Raw genomic sequence first — 20,169 nt, 5'->3', positions numbered from 1 at the left:
CCAGGCGTGATCGAGCCAGCACGCTGCCCCGACATGGTCACCTCGACGCCCGCGGAGGTCGCGCCGCGTGCGGAGCGGCAGCGGCTGGACCGCGCGACCGCCGACCTCGACCCGCCGTTCGCGGTCGTCGACTTCGACGCCCTGGACGCCAACGCCGGGGACCTGGTGCGGCGGGCCGGCGGCAGGCCGGTGCGGGTGGCGAGCAAGTCGGTGCGCTGCCGCGCGGTGCTGCGGCGGGTGCTGGCCGGGCCGGGGTTCGCCGGCGTCCTCGCGTACACGCTGCGCGAGGCGCTGTGGCTGGCCGGTGGGGACGACCCGGTCAGCCGGGACGTCGTGGTCGGCTACCCGACCGCCGACCGCGCCGCGCTGCGCCGGCTGGCCGGCGACCCGGAGGCCGCCGCGCGCGTCACGCTGATGATCGACTCGGTCGAGCAGCTCGAGTTCGTCGACGCCGTGGTCGCCCCCGGCGCGCGCCCGTCGTTGCGGATCTGCCTGGACCTCGACGCCTCCTGGCGGCCCGCCGGCGGCCGCGTGCACGTGGGCGCCCGTCGCTCGCCGGTGCACGCCCCGCCGACGCGGCCGCCCTGGCGCGGGCGGTGGCGCAGCGGCCCGGGGTCCGGCTGGTCGGCGCCATGGCCTACGAAGCGCAGATCGCCGGCGTCGGGGACGCGCCGCCCGGGCGGCCGCTGCGCGGCTCCGCCGTCCGTGCCATGCAGCGGCTCTCCGGCCGGGAGCTCGCGGCCCGTCGCGCCGAGGCGGTCGCCGCGGTCCGCACCGTGGCCGACCTGGAGTTCGTCAACGGCGGCGGCACCGGCTGCCTCGAGCGGACCGCCGCCGAGGACGCCGTGACCGAGGTGGCGGCCGGTTCGGGGCTCTACTCCCCCGGCCTGTTCGACGGCTACCGCGCCTTCCGCGGCCGGCCGGCGGCGCTGTTCGCGCTGCCGGTCACCCGCCGCCCGGCGCCGGGGCTGGTCACCGTGGCCGGCGGCGGGTGGATCGCCTCGGGTCCGCCGGGCGCCGACCGGGTGCCGGTCCCGACCCACCCGGCCGGGCTGCGCCTGCTGCCCGCCGAGGGTGCCGGGGAGGTGCAGACGCCGCTGCGCGGGCCGGCGGCCGATGACCTGCGCATCGGCGACCGGGTGTGGTTCCGGCACGCGAAGGCCGGCGAGCTGTGCGAGCACGTGAGCGAGCTGCACCTCGTGGCGGTCGACGCCGTCGTCGACGCCGTCCCCACCTACCGCGGCGAGGGCCGGACCTTCTGACGCGTCAACGGGGCCGGTCGCCGGCGAGGGAGCGGGCGGCCGCAGCGTCGTCGGCGTCGAAGCCGATCTCGCCGGCGGTGCCGTGCTGGGCGGCCTGCTGGTCGATCCAGCGCCGGTGGGCCTCCCAGGCGGACTGCCGCGTGGTGCCGAGCGCCGTGCCGATCGCCGCCCACGAGGCCCCGCGGGCCCGCGCCGTCCGGACGGCGAGCTGGCGCCCGTAGCCGCTCTTGCGGGCGATGACCTCACCGAGCGCCAGCAGTTCCAGCGCCTCGTCGTGGTTCAGCGGCGGCTCGTCCAGCGTGTCGCGCAGCCGCAGCTCCTCGAACCGGGCGACGGCCGCCGTCAGCGTGCACCGCTTCTCCAGCTCCGCGACGTCCATGGCTCAGCATCTGTCAGGAGAACCTGACAGTCAAGGCATCGTGACGCCGACCGACTGTGCAGCTGTGCTCGTCCCGTCCGGCGTGCCGGCGCGTGTCGGCGACCGCAACTGCTCACTCGACCGGCTGGGCCGCGGAGGTCAGCGGGCGCGCTGGACCCGGGTCTCGTCGAAGACGGGCTCGGCCGACTCGTACACCCGCCCGTCGGCGCCGAAGACGAGGAAGCGGTCGAACGAGCGGGCGAACCAGCGGTCGTGGGTGACCGCGAGCACCGTGCCGTCGAACGCCGCGAGCGCCTCCTCCAGCGCCTCGGCGGAGAGCACGTCGAGGTTGTCGGTCGGCTCGTCGAGCAGCAGCAGCGTCGCGCCGGAGAGCTCCAGCAGCAGGATCTGGAACCGCGCCTGCTGCCCGCCCGAGAGGGTGCGGAACAGCTGATCGCCCTGCTCGGCCAGCCCGTACCGGCGCAGCGCGGCCATCGCCCGGCCGCGGTCGACGCCCGGCCGCCCGGGCTCGCCGTGCCAGAGCAGGTCGACCGGCGTGTGGTCGGACCACTCGGGATGGGCGTGCGTCTGGGCGAAGAACCCGGGGACGACGCGGGCCCCCAGCCGCCAGCCGCCGGTGTGCGCGACGTCGTCCCCTGCCAGCAGCCGCAGGAAGTGCGACTTGCCCGCGCCGTTGGCCCCGAGGACGCCGACCCGGTCGCCGTACCAGACCTCGAGGTCGAACGGCCGCATGAGCCCCGTCAGCTCCAGCTGCTCGGCCATGACCGCCCGGACGCCGGTGCGCCCGCCGCGCAGCCGCATCGCCACCTTCTGCTCGGGCGGGCGGTCCGGCGGTGGACCGGCCGCCTCGAACTTGGCCAGCCGGGTCTGCGCCGCCGAGTAGCGGGACGCCATGTCGGGCGAGTTGGCCGCCTGCTGCTGCAGCGTGCGGACCAGGTCGATCAGCCGCTGGTGCTCCTCGTCCCAGCGCCGGCGCAGCTCGGCCAGCCGCTCGTGCCGGGCGGCCCGCGCGTCGTGGTACGAGGCGAACCCGCCGCCGTGCACCCACGCCGTCCCGCCCTCGACGGTGACCACCCGGTCGGCGACGCGGGCCAGCAGCTCGCGGTCGTGGCTGACGAACAGCAGGGTCTTGCGGGTCTCGAGCAGCCGCTCCTCCAGCCACCGCTTGCCCGGGACGTCGAGGTAGTTGTCCGGCTCGTCGAGCAGCAGCACCTCGTCGGGGCCGCGCAGCAGCGCCTCGAGCGCGAGCCGCTTCTGCTCACCGCCGGAGAGCGTGGACAGCTCCCGGTACTTGCACCGCTCGTAGGGCACGCCGAGGGCGGCGACCGTGACGGTGTCCCAGGTGACCTCTGCCTCGTAGCCGCCGGCGTCGCCCCACTCACCGAGCGCGTGCGCGTACGCGAGCTGGGCCGGCTCGTCGTCGGTCTCCATGAGGGTCAGCTCGGCGGTCTCCACGGCGTCCCACGCCGCGCGGACGGCGGGCGGCGACAGGTCGACGAGGAACCGCTGCACCGTGGTGTCGTCGCGGACGGAGCCGATGAACTGCCGCATCACGCCGAGGCCGCCGCCGCGGGCCACCGTCCCGGCCTCGGGGGTCAGGTCGCCGGCGATGATCCGCAGCAGCGTCGTCTTCCCCGCGCCGTTCTCGCCGACCAGGGCGGCGCGGACGCCGTCCCCCACCCGGAACGAGACGTCGTCGAGGAGCACCCGCCCGTCGGGCAGGGTGTGCCGCACACCGGAGACGTCGACGAAACCCACCCGGCCATCCTCCCGGCACGGGCAAACGGGTTTCAGCGGACCACCACCGTCGCCTTCGGGATCCCGTTGAACTCGCAGGCCGTCACGCTGGTGTAGGCCCCCATGAAGGGCGCCACCACGAGCTCGCCGGCGTCCAGCGCCGGGAGCTCCGCCGCCGTCGTGATGACGTCCGTGCTGTCGCACGTCGGCCCGGCCACGACGCTGGGGAGCGTCTCCCGGCCCGCGGCCCCGTAGGCGTAGAGCGTGGGGTGGACGTGGTCGCTGAGCACGTTCGAGAAGCTGCCGTACACGCCGTCGTCCAGGTAGTACCAGGGCGTCCCCCCGCGCCGGGTCACCCCCACCACGGCGGCCACCGCCAGCATCGCCGGCGCGGCCACGAACCGCCCGGGCTCGGAGATCACCCGGATCCCCCGGCCGATCAGCGGGCGGATCTCCTCCTCGATCGCGGCGACGAAGCCGTCCAGGTGCGGGACGGCGCTGTCGTAGGGCACCGGCAGGCCGCCGCCGATGTCGAGGACCTCCAGGGGGAAGCCCACCCCCGCCAGGCAGTCGAGCAGCATCGCCGCGTGCCGGATGTCCTCCACCAGCGGGGCGACGCTGCTGAGCTGGCTGCCCGGGTGGAACGACAGCCCCGCCACCCGCAGGCCCCTCCGGCGTGCGGCGCGCAGCAGGTCCAGGGCCTCGTCGGGCTCGGCGCCGAACTTGTAGGAGAGGTCGATCAGCGCCGCGGGGTTGCGGTACCGCAGCCGCAGCAGCAGCTCGACGCGGTCCTCGACACCGGCGAACTTGTCCAGCTCGCGCTCGTCGTCGAAGACGAACGTCCGGATGCCCGCGCGCACGGCCGCCGCGACGTCGGCCGGCTTCTTGACCGGGTGGGTGTAGATGCACCGGTCCGGCGCCACACCCAGCTCCCTCACCAGCGCGACCTCCTGCGGCGAGGCGACGTCGAAGCAGCCACCGTCGTCGCGGAGGGCGGCCAGTGCCGCCGGATGCGCCAGGGCCTTCACCGCGTAGTACGGCCGCACGTCCGGCAGCGCCGCGCGCAGGAGCCGGTACTGCTCGGCGAGCCGGGCCGGATCCAGCACCAGCAGCGGCGTGCCGTGCCGTGCCACGAGCTCCGGCAGGTCGAGCGCGGCCAGCTCCCGGCCCAGCTCGGCCGGCGTCGGCACCGCCCACGTCGGCTCGGTGAGGGTGGCCATCACGCGGGCGTCCGGCCGAGGAGGTAGATCCCCACCGTGCCGGCGAGGATGAGCCCCAGGCACACGTACTGCGCCGCCGAGATCGTCTCGCGCAGGAAGATCCGGCCGAGCAGCACCACCAGCACGATGCTCGCCCCCGCCCACACCGCGTTGGCCAGGCCGGCCGGGATCGTCCGCGTCGCGAACGAGAACATGACGAACCCGAGCAGCAGCGCGAGCACGCCGCCGATCAGGTAACCCGGCCGGTCGAAGCCGTGGGCCGCGCCCAGCAGCACGACGCCGACCACGTCGGCCACCACCGTGAGGGCCAGGAACACCATGCCCGGAAGGAGCGTCCGGGCCGCGCGCCAGATACGGGCGGGTCAGCCCGAGGTGGCGGCGTTGCGTCCCGCGGCGGTCGCCGCCACCGCGTCACGGACGACGGCGGAGAGCTCCTCGGCGTCCACCTTGTCCAGCGAGCTGAACCGGATGCAGCTCTTCCCGCAGGAGACGCTGCCCAGCCGGTCGGCGCGGGCCTCGGCGAGGTAGGCGCCGTCGACCACCGCGAACACGTACAGCGACAGGTGCCGCTTCTGCGCGGCCAGGGAGATCAGCGGCGTCCGGGTCTCGACCTTCGCCGATCTGGGCTTGTACGGCATGAGGCCGTAGCCGAGCATCCGGCCGCTGCCCGCCGGCACGAGCTGGCGGTCGATTCCCGGCGCGGCCGCCATGACCAGCGCGTCGACCCGGCGCAGCTCCGCCTCGCGGGGCCCGGCGGCGGTGAACCAGTCCTCGATGTCGTCGGCCATCGCGGTCATCTCGAGAGCACTGACACGAGGACGGCGGCCCCGCCCAGGACGAGGGCGAGCACGAGGACCGCGGCGACCAGCCGCCGCCGCCGCTCACCCTGCGGGCCCGAGGTACCACCCATCCCCATCACGGGCGGCAGGCTAGCGGCAACCGCCGTCCCTAGTTGACCGACTCCTGCAGCCGGTACCGCGCCAGCCGCTCCACCAGCTCCGGCATCGCACCCACCGGCGACCCACCGAGGTCCCGCCGGCTCTGCCGCACCACCCGCACGATCAGCTGCGGACGCAGCGTGTCGCTGAACTCCTCGGCCAGCCGGGCGACGGCCAGGTCGACGGAGGGGTCGGCGGTGGGGACGACCGAGGTCATGGGCGGTCCTCTCGCGTTGGGGTCATCGGGCGGCGCGCGGTCTGCGCCGTTCCGTATCGGCTGCACACCATGACCGATGGGTCGGGCGTGGCGCCAGGGACCAAGGTCCAATCGGCAGCTCACGCGTCCGCCGTCCCCACAGGGAGCGTGCCGGGGACGACGCCGCCCCCGGCGTCCCCCGTCGCACCTGCTCGAGCCGGCCCACCGCCGGCCCCGGCGGGCGCGTCCCACTCCCGCTCCGCGGCGCGCAGGCCGCCGGGTCGGGTCAGTGCACGGCCATCCCCCCGGCGACGTTGAGCGCGTCACCGGTCAGGAAGTCGGAGTCGTCGGAGGCGAGGAACAGCGCCGCGCGGGCGACGTCCTCCGGCTCGGCCAGCCGACCCAGCGGCGAGAGCGCCGACCAGGCCGCGATGTCCTGCACGGTCCGGTCCGCCGTCCCCATGTCGGTGCGCACGAACCCCGGGCACAGGCAGTTGACGGTGATGCCGTGCGGGCCGAGCTCCTGGGCCGACGCCTGGGTGAGCGCGATGACCGCCGCCTTGGAGGCGGCGTAGTGGGCGTACCCGGCGCCGCCGGTCCGGCCGCCGGCACCGGCCATGTTCACGATCTTGCCGGCGCAGTCGTCGGACGGCGTGCGGAACGCGATCATCGCGCGGGCCGCTATCTGGGTGGTCACGAGCATCGCCCGCGTGTTGACCCCGAAGACCTCGTCCCACTCGGCCGGATCGAGGTCGAGCAGCGCGCCGAAGCGCAGGATCCCGGCGTTGTTCACGAGGACGTCGAGGCCGCCGAGCCAGGCGATCGCGCGGTCCATGGCCTCGCGGGTGGCGTCGACGTCGGCGAGATCGACGGTCCAGGCCCGGCAGCCGCGGACGGCGCCGGCCAGCGAGGCCGCCTCCTCGGCGCGGCGGTCGAGCAGCGCCACGCGGGCGCCCTCGGCGGCGAAGGTACGAACGATGGCAGCGCCCACCCCGCGGGCGCCGCCGGTCACGATGACGCGGCGGCCGGCGAGTCGGGTCACGAGAACAGCGACATGGGGCGACATCCCTCCTTCGGGCACGCGGTACCCACGAATGCGCGTCCCTCACGGTCCGGCGGCGGGGAATTACGGCCGGATGTCGTACCGGCCTGCCACAGTCGCGGAATGACGACGCCGCACGAGGTGGCGCTGCTGCGGCTGGTCGCGCAGCGCCTCGCCGGCCCGCCGCTGCCCAGCGCGGCGGGGGCGGTCCGGTGGCTGACCGCCGTCCAGGCGCAGGACTACACCGGCGCACTGACCTCGGTCGCGCTGCGCACCGGGGGCGGCACCCGCGCCGGCGTGGAGGCGGCCCTGGACGCCGGCGAGGTCGTGCGCTCATGGCCGATGCGCAGCACGCTGCACCTGGTCGCCGCCGAGGACCTCGGCTGGCTGCGGGACCTCTGCGGCCCCCGCGTCCTGGCCGGCGCGGCCAAGCGGCGGGCCGGCCTCGGGCTGACCGAGGCCGACACCGAGCGGGCGCGGGAGCTGGCCCTCGACGAGCTGACCGGCGGCGGCCGCCGGACCCGCGCGCAGCTGCTGGAGCTCTTCGACAAGGGAGGCGTCGCCCCCACCGGCCAGCGCGGCTACCACCTGCTCTGGTACCTCGCCCAGACCGGCACGCTCTGCCTGGGGCCGACCGCCGGACCGGGCGGCGAGCAGCTGTTCGTCCTCGCCGACGAGTGGATCGCGGCGCCGCGCCGGCTCGCGGGTGAGGAGGCCGTGGACGAGCTCGCGCTGCGGTTCTTCCGCGGCCACGGCCCCGCCACGGTGGCCGACCTCGCCCGCTGGTCCGGCCTGACCCTCACCGCCGTCCGGGCGGGGCTGACGCGGGTCCGCCCGCAGCTGGCCGCGCTCGACGTCGACGGCGTCGAGCACCTGCTCGACCCGGCGACGCCGGACCTGCTGGCCGATGCCCGCCGCGCGGCGCGCGGGGTCCTCCTGCTGCCCGGGTTCGACGAGTTCGTGCTGGGCTACGGCGACCGCAGCGCGATCCTCGACGCCGCGTTCGCCGACCGGATCGTCCCCGGCGGCAACGGCATGTTCCGGCCGACCGTGGTCAGCGACGGCCGGATCGTCGGCACCTGGCGGTGGAACGGGAAGGGCGCGAAGCGGGCCCCGGCCGCCGAGCCGTTCACCGCCTTCGCCGACGACGTCCGGACGGCGATCGCGGCCCGGGCGGCCACCTTGCCTTAGACGATCCCGTTGCGCCGGAGGACGGAGACGGCCTCGACCGTCGCGTAGCCGCGCCAGTCCACCGCGGCGGCCGGCGAGTAGGACGCGAAGTCGACCCGCCAGCCCCCATCGGGCTGCTGCGCCGCGGCCAGCCGGGCCAGGTCCGCCTCGACCACGCCGGCGCCGAACAGCCGGCGGGACGGCGTGTCGGGCTCGGGGCTGAGGTCGAGCGGGTGCAGCGCCTCCCCCGGCGAGCCGCCGGCCACCGGCACCGCGCCGTCCGGGGGCACGAACCCGCCGAGCACCTCGAGCAGCTCGTCGGCTTCCGGGACGGCACCGGCCGCGGCGTCGGCGAAGCGCACCGCGAACAGCAGCTCGTAGGCGTGCGGGGGCTCCGTGACCTTGCGGATGGCCGCCGCGCAGTACGCGCTCGCCGTGCGCAGCCACGGGGACGACGCGACGTCGGGCCGCAGCCGGGCCAGCCGGTGCGCCTGCGCGGCGACCTGGCTGGTGGTCTGCAACGCGGACGCGGTCGGGTCCCCGCTCACCCAGAACGGCGCGCAGCCCGCCGGCTCCCGCACCGGCAGGGCGAACGGCAGCCCGCCGTCGGGCAGGGTCACCCGCTGCAGCCAGTCGAGCAGGGCCGGTGCGCGCGGCTCGTCGGGGTCGGCGGCCTCGACGAGCACCTCGAGCGCGAGCATCGCGCCGGCCGGCTGGCTCTCCGGCGCCCGCAGGTCGGGCTCGAGGCCCCAGCCGTAGCCGCCGTCGGCGTTGGCGTAGCCGTCGAGCGCGGCGAGCACCGCACCCGGGTCGCCGTCCCCGAGCAGCAGGTCGAGGCGCCGCCGGTCGAGCAGCCGGGCGGAGCCGGTGACGAAGGTGGTCGCGGCGCGCAGGTCGACGTCCATGCGGGCAAGCCTCCCGCCCTGGTCAGCCCCCGTCTTGCACGTTTCCGACATCGGCGCCGCGCAGCCGCCGCGCGCGCTCGCGCAGGTGCGCCGGGGTGCGCCCGGAGAGCTCGACGGCGTCCCGGGTCAGGTGGGGCTGGTCGGCGTACCCGGCCGCGACGGCGGCCGCGGCGAGGTCGGCGTCCGGCGACGCGGCGAGCCGGCCGAGGAAGCGCTGGAAGCGCAGCACCCGGTGCAGCCGCTTGGGCCCGTAGCCGACCGCGAGCTCGAAGCGCCGCAGCAGCTGCCGCTCGCCGAACCCCGTCGAGCGGCTCAGCGCCCGCACCAGGCCCGGGCCGCGCCACCGCCGGGCACCGGCGACCGCCGCCAGCACCGCGGCGTCGGGCTCCCCCGCCTGCGCTCGCCGGTCGAGCGCGAGCCGCTCGAGGACCGCGGCGGCGTCGGCCGGCCGCCGCGCCGCGGCGAGAGCGTCGGTCCACCGGTCCAGCGGACCCCACAGCTCCTCGAGCGGCGGACGCCGGTCGACCAGCACCGAGGCCGGGACCCCGAGTAGCGCCGGCCCGCTGCCCGGCGGCAGCCGCAGCCCGACGACGAACCCGGAGGCCGGCCGCGGCGGGACCCACCACCGCCGGTCAGGGCCGGCGACCGAGAGCCGCGCGCCGTCCCAGAGCAGGTCGGTGCAGCCGTCGGGCACGACCGGGCCCACGTCGCCGCGGACCGCCCACACGCGCGTGGCGAGACCGGTCAGCGCTGCGCCGACCGGGCGCTCGGCGTAGCCGTGCACCTCGACCACGGACCCGAGCCTGCCACGCCCGAGAGGTGGCAGCGCGGCCGTCGGCGCACCAGGGTGGACACATGGAGTACACGCGCCTGGGCGCCACCGGTCTCGAGGTCTCGCGGATCTGCCTGGGGATGATGAGCTTCGGCGAGCCGGACCGCGGCGCCCACCCCTGGAGCCTCCCGGAGGAGGAGAGCCGCCGGCTGATCGAGAAGGCGATCACCAGCGGCATCACGTTCTTCGACACCGCGAACGTCTACTCGGCCGGCTCCAGCGAGGAGATCACCGGCCGCGCCATCCGCGACTTCGCCTCCCGCGAGGACGTCGTCCTCGCGACCAAGGTGCACGGCCGGATGCACCCCGGGCCGAACGGCGCCGGGCTCTCCCGCAAGGCGATCCTGCGCGAGCTCGACGACAGCCTGCGCCGGCTCGGCACCGACTACGTCGACCTCTACCAGATCCACCGCTGGGACCCGCACACGCCGATCGAGGAGACCCTCGAGGCGCTGGACTCCGCCGTCCGCTCGGGCAAGGTGCGCTACCTGGGCGCCTCGTCCATGTGGGCCTGGCAGTTCAGCAAGGCCCTGTACCTCGCCGGCGAGCACGGCTGGCACCGCTTCGTCTCCATGCAGGACCACTACAACCTGCTCAACCGCGAGGAGGAGCGGGAGATGCACCCCCTCTGCGCCGACCAGGGCATCGGCGTCATCCCGTGGAGCCCGCTGGCCCGCGGCCGGCTCACCCGCGACTGGGACGAGACGACGAACCGCTCGGACACCGACCGGTTCGGCCAGACCCTCTACGACGAGCGCAGCGACCGCGCGATCGTCGAGCGGGTCGCCGAGATCGCGCGGGAACGCGGCATCCCGCGGGCGCAGGTGGCGCTGGCCTGGGTGCTGGCCAAGCCGGTGATCTCCGCGCCGATCGTCGGGGTCACCAAGGACGCGCACCTCGACGACGCCGTGGCCGCCGTCGACGTCCGGCTCACCGACGAGGAGATCGCCCGGCTCGAGGAGCCCTACACCCCGCACGCGGTGGTCGGCTTCTAGACGTCTGCGACACGCGCGGTCTCGTGGCCATGAGCGCCGGGTAGCCACGAGACCGCGCATCTCGGCCGGAGTGCGTTCGTTTTGCGCCGCAACCGATTGCGAGTAACCGTGAACAACGGCATATCGCGATCGACAGGAGAGGAGCTCCTGATGACGACGAACGCCCCCACCCCCGACGACCCGGCCGAGGCCCGGCTCCGCCAGCAGGGCACGACCGTCCGCTCGCAGCGGACCAAGGCCGCCGTCGCGAGCACCGTCGGGACGACGATCGAGTGGTACGACTTCTTCCTCTACGGCACCGCGGCGGCGCTGGTCTTCCCCACGGTGTTCTTCCCGGGCGAGTCCGTGCTCGCCGGCACGCTGCTGTCCTTCTCGACGCAGTTCGTCGGGTTCGTCGCCCGGCCCATCGGCGCGGCGATCTTCGGCCACTACGGCGACCGGCTGGGCCGCAAGGGCGCGCTGATCACCACGCTGGCCCTCATGGGCACCGCGACGGCGCTCATGGGCGTGCTGCCCGGCTACGCCACGATCGGCATCGCGGCGCCGATCCTGCTGACCCTGCTGCGGATCGTGCAGGGCATCGGCGTCGGTGGCGAGTGGGGCGGCTCGGTGCTGATGTCCATGGAGTGGGGACGGCGCAAGCGGCACGGGTTGATGGCCAGCCTGCCGCAGCTCGGCGTCCCGATCGGCCTGCTGCTCTCGACCGGCGCGGTCCGGCTGGTCTCGGAGGCCGGCGGCGAGGACTTCTTCCTGTCCTGGGGCTGGCGGCTGCCCTTCCTCGCCAGCGTCGTCCTCATCGCCGTCGGCCTGTACGTGCGGCTGTCGGTGCTCGAGACGCCGCACTTCGCGCGGGTCCGCGAGCAGAAGGCCGTCGTGAAGCAGCCGGTGTGGGAGGTCATCAGGACCCAGCCGCGGGCGATCATCACGTCGGCGTTCGTCCGGATGGCCGAGCAGGCGCCGTTCTACCTGTTCATCACGTTCGTGCTGACCTACGGCACGGAGGCCCTCGACCTCGAGCGCACCGACCTGCTCAACGACACCCTGGTCGCCGCCGCGATCGGCTTCATCACCGTGCCGCTGTTCGGCCACCTCTCCGACGTCTTCGGGCGGCGGCTGGTCTACGGCGTCGGCATCGTCGCCGTGGGGATCTACGCCTTCCCGTACTTCGGGTTGCTCAACACGAAGGAGTCCGGGCTCGTCCTGCTGGCCATCGTGGTGTCGCTGGCCGTGCACGACATCATGTACGGCCCGCAGGCGGCGCTGATCTCGGAGACCTTCGGCACCGGCGTCCGGTACAGCGGCGCCGGGCTGGGCTACCAGCTCGCGTCGGTGGTCGCCGGTGGACCCGCCCCGCTGATCGCCACGGCGATCTTCGCGCGGACGCAGTCCTCGACCGGGATCTCCTGGTACATCGTCGGCTGCGCGGTCGTCTCGATGATCGCGCTGCTGCTCATGCCCAAGCCGCACGCCAGCGTCGAGGACGTGCCCGAGACCCAGGAGCAGCAGCTGGCCCGGTGACCGCGAGGCCGGCCTCGGAGGCCCCGCTGCAGGGCCCCGCCGCGAGCGTGCGAGCGGTGGGGTGCAGCGGGGTCCTTCTTCAGGCCGCTCGCTCGACGACGAAGACCGGGATGAGGCGGTCGGTCTTCTCCTGGTAGTCGGCGTAGGACGGGTAGGCCGCGACGGCGCGCTCCCACCACACGTCGCGCTCCTCGCCGGAGAGCTCGCGGGCCACGCCGTCCCAGGGCTCCGGGCCGTCCTGCACGGTGACCTGGTCGGGCGCCCGGCGGACGTTGCTGACCCACGCCGGGTCGTTCGGGGCGCCGCCCACCGACCCGACCATCGCGTAGGCGCCGCCATGCTCGACCCGCATGAGGGCGTTCTTCCGGACCTTTCCCGACGTGGCGCCGCGGGTCCAGAAGATCGCGATCGGCAGGCCGGTGTCGCGCAGCGTGTTGGCCTCGCGGCCGCCGGTCGCCTCGTAGCGCGCCACCTGCTCGCGGACCCAGTCCTGGGCGCTCGGCTCGTACTCACCTTCCAAGGGCATGCCCCGAATCTAGGTCGGCCGCCGCGCCCCGGCAGGACGACGGGAGAATCGCCGGCGTGCCCCCGACTCCCCCACCCGGCGTGACGCGGCGGGTGCTCGGGCCGGCGCTGCCGGGAACGCGCGCGCTGTGGGCCACGGGGGGACGACGGGCCCTCTCGGCGGCGTGCTGCGTCGCCCTGCCGCTGGCCGTGGGCGTGCTGGCCGGCCGCCCCGATCTCGGTTCGGCGGCCGGTCTCGCGGGGTTCACCGCCGTCTACGCGCACGCGCTGCCGTTCCGCCGCCGCGCGGTCGTGCTCGCCGGCGTCGGCACCGGCCTGGTCGCCGCGTTCGGGCTCGGCGCGTCCGCGGGGCAGCGGCCGCTGCTCCTCGCGCCGATCCTCGGCCTGCTGGCGGCGGCCGCCGCGGCGGCGACCACGGTGTGGCGGATCGGCCCGCCGGGGCCGCTCGGCGCCGTCCTGGTCGGTGGCGGCGCGAGCGCGCTCGGGACGGCGCCCGGCGAGCTGACCGCGCACCTGCTCGCGGCGGCCGCCGGCGCGCTGTTCTCGTGGCTGGTCTGCATGCTGCCGTGGCTGTGGTCCCCCGACGGCCCGGAGCGCCGGGCGGTCGCCGTCGCCGAGACGGCGGTGACCGCGGCCGAGCGCGGTGCGCTGCGGACCACCCGCCCCGGCGCCGTCGCGCACGCCGTCCGCCTCGCGCACACGGCCGTGGCCTCCGGCTCCCGGCGGGGCGGTCCCCGGCGCCGGGAGGAGCTGGCCGGGCGGCTGCACGAGGTCGAGGAGCGCTTCCTCCGCGCGCTGCCGCACGGCGACATCCCGCTCGAGGAGCTCCAGCGGCTGCCGCGCGTGATCGAGCCGACCGGGCCGCCGCGCTGGTGGGCGGTCGCGTGGCTGCCGGGTGTGCTCCGGCTGGGGCTGGCCACGACGGCGGCGGGGCTGTTTGCCGTCGCCCTCGGCCTGTCCAGCTCCTACTGGGCGGCCACCACGGCGGTCGCGGTGCTGCTCGGCACCGACGTCCGGCAGACCCGCGCCCGCGCCGCGCAGCGGACCGTCGGAACCCTCCTCGGGGTCGCGATCGCGGCCGGCCTGCTGGCGCTGCACCTCCCGGTCGGGGTGTCGATCCTGCTGGTCGCCCTGCTGCAGATGGCCGTCGAGCTGCTCGTCGTCCACCAGTACGTCCTCGCCGTCTCGGCCATCACGCCGCTCGCGCTGCTGCTGGTGCACGTGGGCAACCCGGCGCGCTCGGTGCCCGAGCTGGTCACCACCCGGCTGGCCGAGACGGTCGTCGGGGTGGTGGTGGCGCTGGTCGCCGGCAGCCTGCTGTTCCCCCGCGCCGCGAGCCGCCGGCTTCCCGCCGCGGTGACCCGGGCGACCCGGTCCGCGCTGGCCGCCGCCGACGGCGGGCCCGGCGGCGCGAGCGACCGCGCGCTGCACGACGCGCTCCTGACGCTGCACGAGGTGGCCGCGGCCGCCCGCGCCGAGCTCTCGCCGGTCCGCGGGACGTCGGTCTGGCTGCGCCGCTCGCGCCGTGTCGGCGACCTCGGCTGGGGCCTGCTCGGCGCCCGCGCCCGGGACGACGAGCAGGTCGCGCACCGGGTGGCCGCCGCCATCCGCGCCGACCTGGGCTGAGCGCCGGCGTTTCCGGGGCCGCGATCCGGGAAGCCAGCGCAGATGAGGTTCAACGAGGGTGCCGACCTCGACACGTCGGACGTCACCGACATCCGCGGCAGCGGCGGCGGTGGGGGGTTCGGTGGCCGCGGCATCGCGGTGGGCGGTGGCGGTCTGGGCCTGGTCGGGCTCGTCATCGTCATCCTCATCAACGTGCTCGGCGGCGGCAGCGGCTCGGGCACGGGCGCCGTGAGCGGGTTCCCGGCGATCGACCAGGGCGGCTCGGCGGACAACACCGAGCTCGAGCAGGACTGCCGGAGCGGTGAGGACGCCAACCGCGACGTGCAGTGCGCCGCCGTCGCCGAGATCAACTCGATCCAGAACTTCTGGGAGCAGACCCTCAGCGGGCGCTACCAGCGCACCGACGCCGTGTTCTTCTCCGGGCAGGTGAACACCCAGTGCGGCGGGGCCACCAGCGGGTCGGGGCCGTTCTACTGCCCCGCCGACCAGCTGGTGTACATCGACCTGACCTTCTTCGACGACCTGCGCACCCAGTTCGGCGCCCAGGGCGGGCTGTTCGTCGACGCCTACGTGCTCGCCCACGAGTACGGCCACCACGTGCAGAACCTGCTCGGCACCAACGCGCAGGTGCAGCCCGGGGACACCGGCCCGACCAGCGGGTCCGTGCGGCTGGAGCTGCAGGCCGACTGCTACGCCGGCGTCTGGGCCAACCACGCCACGACCGTGCCGACCGAGACGGGCAGGCCACTGATCACCGACCTCACCCAGGACGACGTCGACCGCGCGCTCGACGCCGCCTCGCGCATCGGCGACGACTTCATCCAGCGCAACCTGGGCGGCGGCCGGGTGGACCAGAACAGCTTCACGCACGGCTCGTCGGCGCAGCGGCAGAAGTGGTTCACCACCGGCCTGCAGACCGGCGACCCGGACCAGTGCGACACGTTCGGGACCAATAACCTCGGCTGAGTGAGCGACCTGCTGACCGTCGAGCGGGACGGCGCGGTCGCGGTCCTGACCGTCAACCGGCCCGCCAAGCGCAACGCCATGACCGCGGGCATGTGGGCGGCGCTGCCCGACCTGCTCACCGGCCTGGCGGGCGACAGCGCCGTCCGGGTGCTCGTCGTCACCGGTGCGGGCCCGAGCTTCTGCGCCGGCGCCGACATCGCCGACCTGCTCAGCGGGCCCGACGCCGAGGACCCGATGGCCGCCGTCCGCCGGGACAACCTGGCCGCCCAGGCGGCGCTGCGCGCCTTTCCGCACCCGACGGTCGCGGCGATCCGCGGGCACTGCATCGGCGGCGGCGTGGAGCTCGCGGCCTCCTGCGACCTGCGGTTCACCGACCCGACCGGCGTGTTCGGGGTGACCCCGGCCAAGGTCGGCGTGGTCTACGCCCCGGCGTCCACCCGGGCGCTGATCGACCTGGTCGGGCCCGCGACGACCAAGTACCTGCTGTTCAGCGGCGAGCTGATCGACGCGCCGACCGCGCTGCGCGCCGGGCTGGTCGACCGGCTGGTGCCGGCCGACCAGCTGGACGCCGAGGTGAGCCGGTTCGCCGACGTCCTGGCCTCGCGCTCGGCGCTGAGCCAGCGGGCCACCAAGGAGGTCGTCGCCGCGCTGACCGACGGGCGGGACGGCGAGGCCGAGGTCGCCCGCTGGTACCGGGAGACGATCAGGAGCGGCGAGCTCGCCGAGGGGGTGGCCGCCTTCGCCGAGCGGCGGTCCCCGCGCTTTCCCTGGGCCGGCTGAGCCGCCGCCCGGCTGGTCGGTTCCGTTTCGGTTGGGCGCTACCGGGTAGCAGCCCGTCGCACGACGACGCTCCCCCGCCCGCGGCGCACGGATGCGCCCGGTGACCCCCTGCTGCCCCCGTCCGGACCGGTGGGGCACGTGTTGGGAGATCCACTGCGGGGTAGCGCCAGATGCGACCCCACACGACCGCCGAGGAGACCCGATGACTCACTCCATCGACGCCCCATTCCCGCCCCCGCCCGCAACCACGACCACGACCACGGGCACCACCACGAGCACCAGCGGAGCCACCAGCGTCGGCGGGACCTCGTCCACGACGGACGTCGCCAAGGACGAGGCGAAGAACCTGGGCCAGACCGCCCAGCAGGCCGGCAGCCAGGTCGCCTCGACCGCCGCCGACCAGGCCAAGGAGGTCGCGCAGGAGACCCAGCGGCAGGCCAAGGACCTGCTCGAGCAGGGCCGCTCGCAGCTGAAGGACCAGACCATCACCCAGCAGCAGAAGGCCGCCCAGGGCCTCTCGTCGCTGGCCCAGGAGATGCGCGGGCTCGCCAACGGCACCAGCCAGGGTGCCCCTGGCCCCGCCCGTGACCTGCTGCACCAGGCCGCCGGCTACATGGAGACCTTCTCCGACAAGCTGCAGAACCGGGAGCCGGCCGACCTCCTCGACGAGGTCCGCAGCTTCGCCCGCCGCAAGCCGGGCACCTTCCTGCTCGGCGCCGCCCTGCTCGGCGTCGCCGCCGGCCGGCTGACCAGCGGCGTCAAGGCCGCGCACACCGACAACGGCCCGTCCGGCAGCCAGTACCGGATGGCCGACACCGGGTACACGTCCAACTACGTGGACCCGGCCCCGACCTACTCCGGGTACACCACCGAGACGACGACCTACGCCGAGCCGGCCTACACCGAGCCGACCTACACCGAGACGGTCACCACCGGAACCACCGGCACCGCCGGCGGGGCCCCGCTGCCGCCGCCGCCGTACGGCACGGTGCCCCCGGCCGGCAGCGCCGTCCCGCCGACCACCCCGGCCGGCTGGGACGACCCGAACCGCGGCCCGGGCGGGGTGTGATCGATGACGTCCCCCTACACCGGCGCCTCCGCCGCGGGGGCACGCCCGGGCGACACGCAGGGCATCCCCACCGTCGGTTATCAGGGCGCCGACCCGAACTACGCGGTGCCGCCGGAGTCCTACGGCGCCCACAGCGGGAACCTGGGCACGCCGGTGACCGAGACCGGCCGCCCCGACGTCGAGGGCACCTCGGTCGGCCAGCTGATCGGTGAGGTCAGCAAGGACCTGTCGACACTGATGCGCCAGGAGCTCGAGCTGGCCAAGGCCGAGCTCAAGGTCGAGGCGAAGAAGGCCGGCCAGGGCGCCGGGATGTTCGGCGCCGCGGGCTTCGCCGGCTACATGGTGCTGCTCTTCCTCTCCTTCGCCCTGTGGTGGGCGCTGGAGAACGTCCTCGACGCCGGACTGTCCGCGCTGATCGTCGCGGTGATCTGGGCGGTGATCGGGGCCGTGGCCTTCGTGATGGGCCGGAAGAAGTTCCGCGAGGTCAACCCCAAGCCCGAACGCACCGTGGACACGCTGCAGCAGGTGCCCAGTGCCCTCAAGCCGAACTGATCAGACTCAGGAGCAGCGAGACATGACCAGCAGTGACCCGGACGTCATCCGGCGGCAGATCGAGGACACGCGGCGCGAGCTGAGCTACGACGTCGACGCCCTCAACGAGAAGGTCAACCCGGCCCGCGTCATGGACCGGCGGGTCTCCGCCGCCAAGGGCCGTTTCACCCGGGCCAAGGAGAAGGTGATGGGGAGCGCTTCGGACACGACCTCGTCCATGCAGTACAAGGCCCAGGACGCGGCCGGCTCGGTGCAGAACGCCGCGTCCAGCGCGGCCGACTCTGTGCAGAGCGCGGCGTCCTCCGCCGTCAGCACGGTGCAGGAGACGCCGGACATGGTCGTCCGGCAGACCCAGGGCAACCCCCTGGCCGCCGGGCTGATCGCCTTCGGCGTCGGCTGGCTCGTCTCGAGCCTGCTGCCCGCCTCGGAGAAGGAGAAGCAGCTGGCCCAGCAGGCCGAGCAGGCCGTCCGCGAGAACAAGGACGCGCTGCTGGCACCGGCCAAGGAGGCCGCGCAGCAGATGGGCGAGCAGCTCAAGCCGGCCGCGCAGGACGCCGTCGAGTCGGTGAAGGCCACCGCCCAGGACGCCGCCCAGACGGTCAAGGAGGAGGGCCAGATGGCCGCCCAGGACGTGCAGGGCCAGGCCCAGCAGTCCAAGGAGACGGTGCAGAGCCACTCGTCCGGCACCTCGTACTGACCGCTCGCTGACGGCGCCGTCCTCACCCGACCGGGTGGGGACGGCGCCGTCGTGCTGCAGGCGCCCCGTCCGGACGCCGTTGCCCTCCTCGTGGACGATCCGACGGCGCCGCGCGTGCTCGTGGCCGACGACGAGGAGGACATCCGCGCCCTCGTCGGCCTGGCCGTGCGCAAGGCCGGCTGCACCGTCGCGGCCTCCGTCGCCGACGGCGACGCCGCGCTGACCGCCGCCCGCGCCGAGGCCCCCGACCTCGCCGTTCTCGACGTCTCCATGCCCGGCCGCACCGGGCTGGAGGTCTGCACCGCCCTGCGCGCCGACGCGGCCACCGCGGGCATCCGCGTGCTGCTGCTCTCCGCCGGCGCCTCCGCCGACGACGTCGCCCGCGGCCTCTCCGCCGGTGCCGACGCCTACCTCGCCAAGCCCTTCGGCGTCGCCGCGCTGGTCGGCCGGGTGCGGGAGCTCGCGGCATGACCGAGCTGGCGAACCCGACGCACGTCATCTCCGAGCTGCGGCGCACGGTGGCCCGGCAGGCCGCGCAGATCGAGCGGCTGGAGGCCGAGCAGGCGACCCTGCACGCGCAGATGCAGACCCGCGGCGAGGAGCTCGAGGTCGCCACCCGCATGCTGCGCGCCCGCGCGCGCACGATGACCAGCGTCATCGACGCGGTCACCGAGCAGTCGATCATCGGCACCGACCGGGACGGCGTCGTCCGCGTCTGGAACCCCGGCGCGGAGCGGATGCTCGGCCTGCCGCGGGCCGCCGTCGTCCGCCAGCGGTCGATCACCGAGTTCCACCTGCCCGAGGAGTTGGAGGAGGCGGCCGAGGCGACCGGCGTCCCTGCCGGCATCGAGGCTCTCGTGCACGCCGCTCAGGAGAACGGCAGCGACGTCCGCGACTGGACGTACGTGGCCGCGGACGGCACCCACCGCGCCGTCTCGGTGGCCATCACGCCGCGCACCGACGACCGCGGCGTCCAGGCCGGCTGGAACTTCGTCGGCACCGACGTCACCGAGGCGCGGGCGACCGAGCGCATGAAGGACCAGTTCGTGAGCCTCATCAGCCACGAGCTGCGCACCCCGCTGACGTCGATCCTCGGCTACCTCGAGCTGGTCCTCGACGACGAGGACGAGCCGCTGACCGACACGCAGGCCGGCTACCTGCGCACCGTGGAGCGCAACGCGCAGCGGCTGCTCGCGCTCGTCGGCGACCTGCTGTTCACCGCGCAGGTCGAGGCCGGCCGGTTCACGCTCACCCCCGAGGACGTCGACCTCGCCGCCGTCGCCCGGGCCGCGGAGGAGACCGTCCGCGTGACCGCCGCGGCCGGGGGCGTGGACGTGCGGGTCGACGTCCCCGCGGAGGGGCTGGTCGTCTCGGGCGACGCGATGCGCCTGGGCCAGGCCTGCGACAACCTCGTCTCCAACGCCGTGAAGTTCACGCCCGCCGGCGGGCGGGTGACGATCGCGCTGCGCGCCGCCACGCGCGACGGCGTCCGCGTGGCGGAGCTGTCGGTCAGCGACACCGGCATCGGGATCCCCGCCGGCGAGCAGGGCAAGCTGTTCACCCGCTTCTTCCGCGCCTCCACCGCGCGGCGCGCCGCCGTCGCCGGCGTCGGCCTGGGCCTGTCGATCACCAAGGCGATCACCACCGCGCACGGCGGCACGCTGGAGCTCTCCAGCGTGGAGGGCGAGGGCACCACCTTCACGCTCGCCCTGCCCCTCCCCGCCTGATCCGTACTTTCGCGCGACAAAGCACGCGTGCTT

The 20,169-nt window shown here is 75.1% G+C and carries 24 protein-coding genes; 13 read left to right on the top strand and 11 right to left on the bottom strand.

Translation table 11 applies throughout. The annotated features are described in order from the left end of the window. Positions 1-6 precede the first annotated feature (6 nt). Together AB3388_RS06425 and AB3388_RS06420 are read left to right on the top strand one after the other, a co-directional pair. Complete coding sequence (locus tag AB3388_RS06425) at positions 7-849, top strand: type III PLP-dependent enzyme domain-containing protein (protein WP_495409931.1); 843 nt, start codon at positions 7-9, stop codon at positions 847-849. After that, the gene (locus tag AB3388_RS06420) at positions 777-1,262 is read left to right on the top strand and encodes a type III PLP-dependent enzyme domain-containing protein (RefSeq protein WP_495409930.1); all 486 of its coding nucleotides are present in this window, start codon (positions 777-779) and stop codon (positions 1,260-1,262) included. The genes AB3388_RS06425 and AB3388_RS06420 overlap by 73 nt, the downstream gene beginning before the upstream one ends. 4 nt (positions 1,263-1,266) lie before the next feature. Here AB3388_RS06420 and AB3388_RS06415 read toward each other — a convergent pair whose 3' ends face one another. The 8 genes from AB3388_RS06415 to AB3388_RS06380 form a co-directional block, all read right to left on the bottom strand. Then, positions 1,267-1,641, bottom strand: coding sequence for a hypothetical protein (locus AB3388_RS06415; protein ID WP_495409929.1), 375 nt, complete (start codon positions 1,639-1,641; stop codon positions 1,267-1,269). Positions 1,642-1,779: 138 nt separating this feature from the next. Continuing rightward, complete coding sequence (locus AB3388_RS06410; RefSeq protein ID WP_495409928.1) at positions 1,780-3,399, bottom strand: ABC-F family ATP-binding cassette domain-containing protein; 1,620 nt, start codon at positions 3,397-3,399, stop codon at positions 1,780-1,782. 32 nt (positions 3,400-3,431) lie between these two features. After that, entirely contained in the window at positions 3,432-4,598 is a 1,167-nt protein-coding gene (locus AB3388_RS06405) for an alanine racemase (protein ID WP_495409927.1), read from the bottom strand. After that, on the bottom strand, positions 4,598-4,918 hold the full coding sequence (locus tag AB3388_RS06400; protein ID WP_495409926.1) for a DMT family transporter: 321 nt from the start codon (positions 4,916-4,918) through the stop codon (positions 4,598-4,600). The genes AB3388_RS06405 and AB3388_RS06400 overlap by 1 nt, the downstream gene beginning before the upstream one ends. Positions 4,919-4,960: 42 nt before the next feature. Further along, the gene (locus AB3388_RS06395; protein WP_495409925.1) at positions 4,961-5,386 is read right to left on the bottom strand and encodes a DUF1801 domain-containing protein; all 426 of its coding nucleotides are present in this window, start codon (positions 5,384-5,386) and stop codon (positions 4,961-4,963) included. A 5-nt stretch (positions 5,387-5,391) separates the two neighbouring features. Beyond that, the gene (locus AB3388_RS06390) at positions 5,392-5,514 is read right to left on the bottom strand and encodes a hypothetical protein (RefSeq protein ID WP_495409924.1); all 123 of its coding nucleotides are present in this window, start codon (positions 5,512-5,514) and stop codon (positions 5,392-5,394) included. A gap of 32 nt (positions 5,515-5,546) precedes the next feature. Continuing rightward, positions 5,547-5,753, bottom strand: coding sequence for a three-helix bundle dimerization domain-containing protein (locus tag AB3388_RS06385; protein WP_495409923.1), 207 nt, complete (start codon positions 5,751-5,753; stop codon positions 5,547-5,549). A 265-nt stretch (positions 5,754-6,018) separates the two neighbouring features. Beyond that, on the bottom strand, positions 6,019-6,774 hold the full coding sequence (locus tag AB3388_RS06380; RefSeq protein ID WP_495409922.1) for an SDR family NAD(P)-dependent oxidoreductase: 756 nt from the start codon (positions 6,772-6,774) through the stop codon (positions 6,019-6,021). 123 nt (positions 6,775-6,897) lie between these two features. Here AB3388_RS06380 and AB3388_RS06375 point away from each other — a divergent pair, with 123 nt between their 5' ends. Further along, the gene (locus AB3388_RS06375) at positions 6,898-7,965 is read left to right on the top strand and encodes a winged helix DNA-binding domain-containing protein (RefSeq protein WP_495409921.1); all 1,068 of its coding nucleotides are present in this window, start codon (positions 6,898-6,900) and stop codon (positions 7,963-7,965) included. Here AB3388_RS06375 and AB3388_RS06370 read toward each other — a convergent pair. Together AB3388_RS06370 and AB3388_RS06365 are read right to left on the bottom strand one after the other, a co-directional pair. Next, the gene (locus AB3388_RS06370; RefSeq protein WP_495409920.1) at positions 7,962-8,849 is read right to left on the bottom strand and encodes a hypothetical protein; all 888 of its coding nucleotides are present in this window, start codon (positions 8,847-8,849) and stop codon (positions 7,962-7,964) included. The genes AB3388_RS06375 and AB3388_RS06370 overlap by 4 nt on opposite strands. A gap of 22 nt (positions 8,850-8,871) precedes the next feature. Beyond that, entirely contained in the window at positions 8,872-9,642 is a 771-nt protein-coding gene (locus AB3388_RS06365; protein ID WP_495409919.1) for a helix-turn-helix domain-containing protein, read from the bottom strand. Between the two features lie 62 nt (positions 9,643-9,704). On the opposite strand from AB3388_RS06365, the gene AB3388_RS06360 reads away from it, so the two are divergent. Both AB3388_RS06360 and AB3388_RS06355 read left to right on the top strand, forming a co-directional pair. Further along, positions 9,705-10,676, top strand: coding sequence for an aldo/keto reductase (locus tag AB3388_RS06360; RefSeq protein ID WP_495409918.1), 972 nt, complete (start codon positions 9,705-9,707; stop codon positions 10,674-10,676). 150 nt (positions 10,677-10,826) lie between these two features. Then, positions 10,827-12,194, top strand: a complete 1,368-nt coding sequence (locus AB3388_RS06355; protein ID WP_495409917.1) for an MFS transporter — start codon at positions 10,827-10,829, stop codon at positions 12,192-12,194. Positions 12,195-12,273: 79 nt separating this feature from the next. Here the strand turns inward: AB3388_RS06355 and AB3388_RS06350 are convergent, their stop codons facing one another. After that, entirely contained in the window at positions 12,274-12,720 is a 447-nt protein-coding gene (locus tag AB3388_RS06350; protein ID WP_495409916.1) for a nitroreductase family deazaflavin-dependent oxidoreductase, read from the bottom strand. Between the two features lie 56 nt (positions 12,721-12,776). Between AB3388_RS06350 and AB3388_RS06345 the strand changes: the two genes are divergently transcribed. The 8 genes from AB3388_RS06345 (at position 12,777) to AB3388_RS06310 (ending at position 20,136) form a co-directional block, all read left to right on the top strand. Then, complete coding sequence (locus AB3388_RS06345) at positions 12,777-14,345, top strand: FUSC family protein (RefSeq protein WP_495409915.1); 1,569 nt, start codon at positions 12,777-12,779, stop codon at positions 14,343-14,345. Positions 14,346-14,387: 42 nt separating this feature from the next. Next, a complete protein-coding gene (gene ypfJ / locus AB3388_RS06340; protein WP_495409914.1) occupies positions 14,388-15,311 on the top strand; it encodes a KPN_02809 family neutral zinc metallopeptidase in 924 nt (307 codons plus the stop codon). Then, entirely contained in the window at positions 15,312-16,091 is a 780-nt protein-coding gene (locus AB3388_RS06335) for an enoyl-CoA hydratase/isomerase family protein (protein ID WP_495409913.1), read from the top strand. Positions 16,092-16,293: 202 nt separating this feature from the next. Then, on the top strand, positions 16,294-17,160 hold the full coding sequence (locus AB3388_RS06330) for a hypothetical protein (RefSeq protein ID WP_495409912.1): 867 nt from the start codon (positions 16,294-16,296) through the stop codon (positions 17,158-17,160). A 3-nt stretch (positions 17,161-17,163) separates the two neighbouring features. Beyond that, on the top strand, positions 17,164-17,712 hold the full coding sequence (locus AB3388_RS06325) for a phage holin family protein (RefSeq protein WP_495409911.1): 549 nt from the start codon (positions 17,164-17,166) through the stop codon (positions 17,710-17,712). A gap of 22 nt (positions 17,713-17,734) precedes the next feature. After that, entirely contained in the window at positions 17,735-18,409 is a 675-nt protein-coding gene (locus tag AB3388_RS06320) for a DUF3618 domain-containing protein (RefSeq protein ID WP_495409910.1), read from the top strand. Positions 18,410-18,499: 90 nt separating this feature from the next. Then, entirely contained in the window at positions 18,500-18,880 is a 381-nt protein-coding gene (locus AB3388_RS06315; protein WP_495409909.1) for a response regulator transcription factor, read from the top strand. Then, positions 18,877-20,136 carry an ATP-binding protein gene (locus AB3388_RS06310; protein ID WP_495409908.1) on the top strand — a complete coding sequence of 420 codons (1,260 nt, stop codon included), beginning with the start codon at positions 18,877-18,879 and terminating at the stop codon, positions 20,134-20,136. Before AB3388_RS06315 ends, AB3388_RS06310 begins: the two co-directional genes overlap by 4 nt. Positions 20,137-20,169: the final 33 nt, after the last annotated feature.

The organism is Geodermatophilus sp. SMS 5-13, from assembly GCF_059428245.1.
This window is presented reverse-complemented; position numbering and strand designations above follow the sequence as displayed.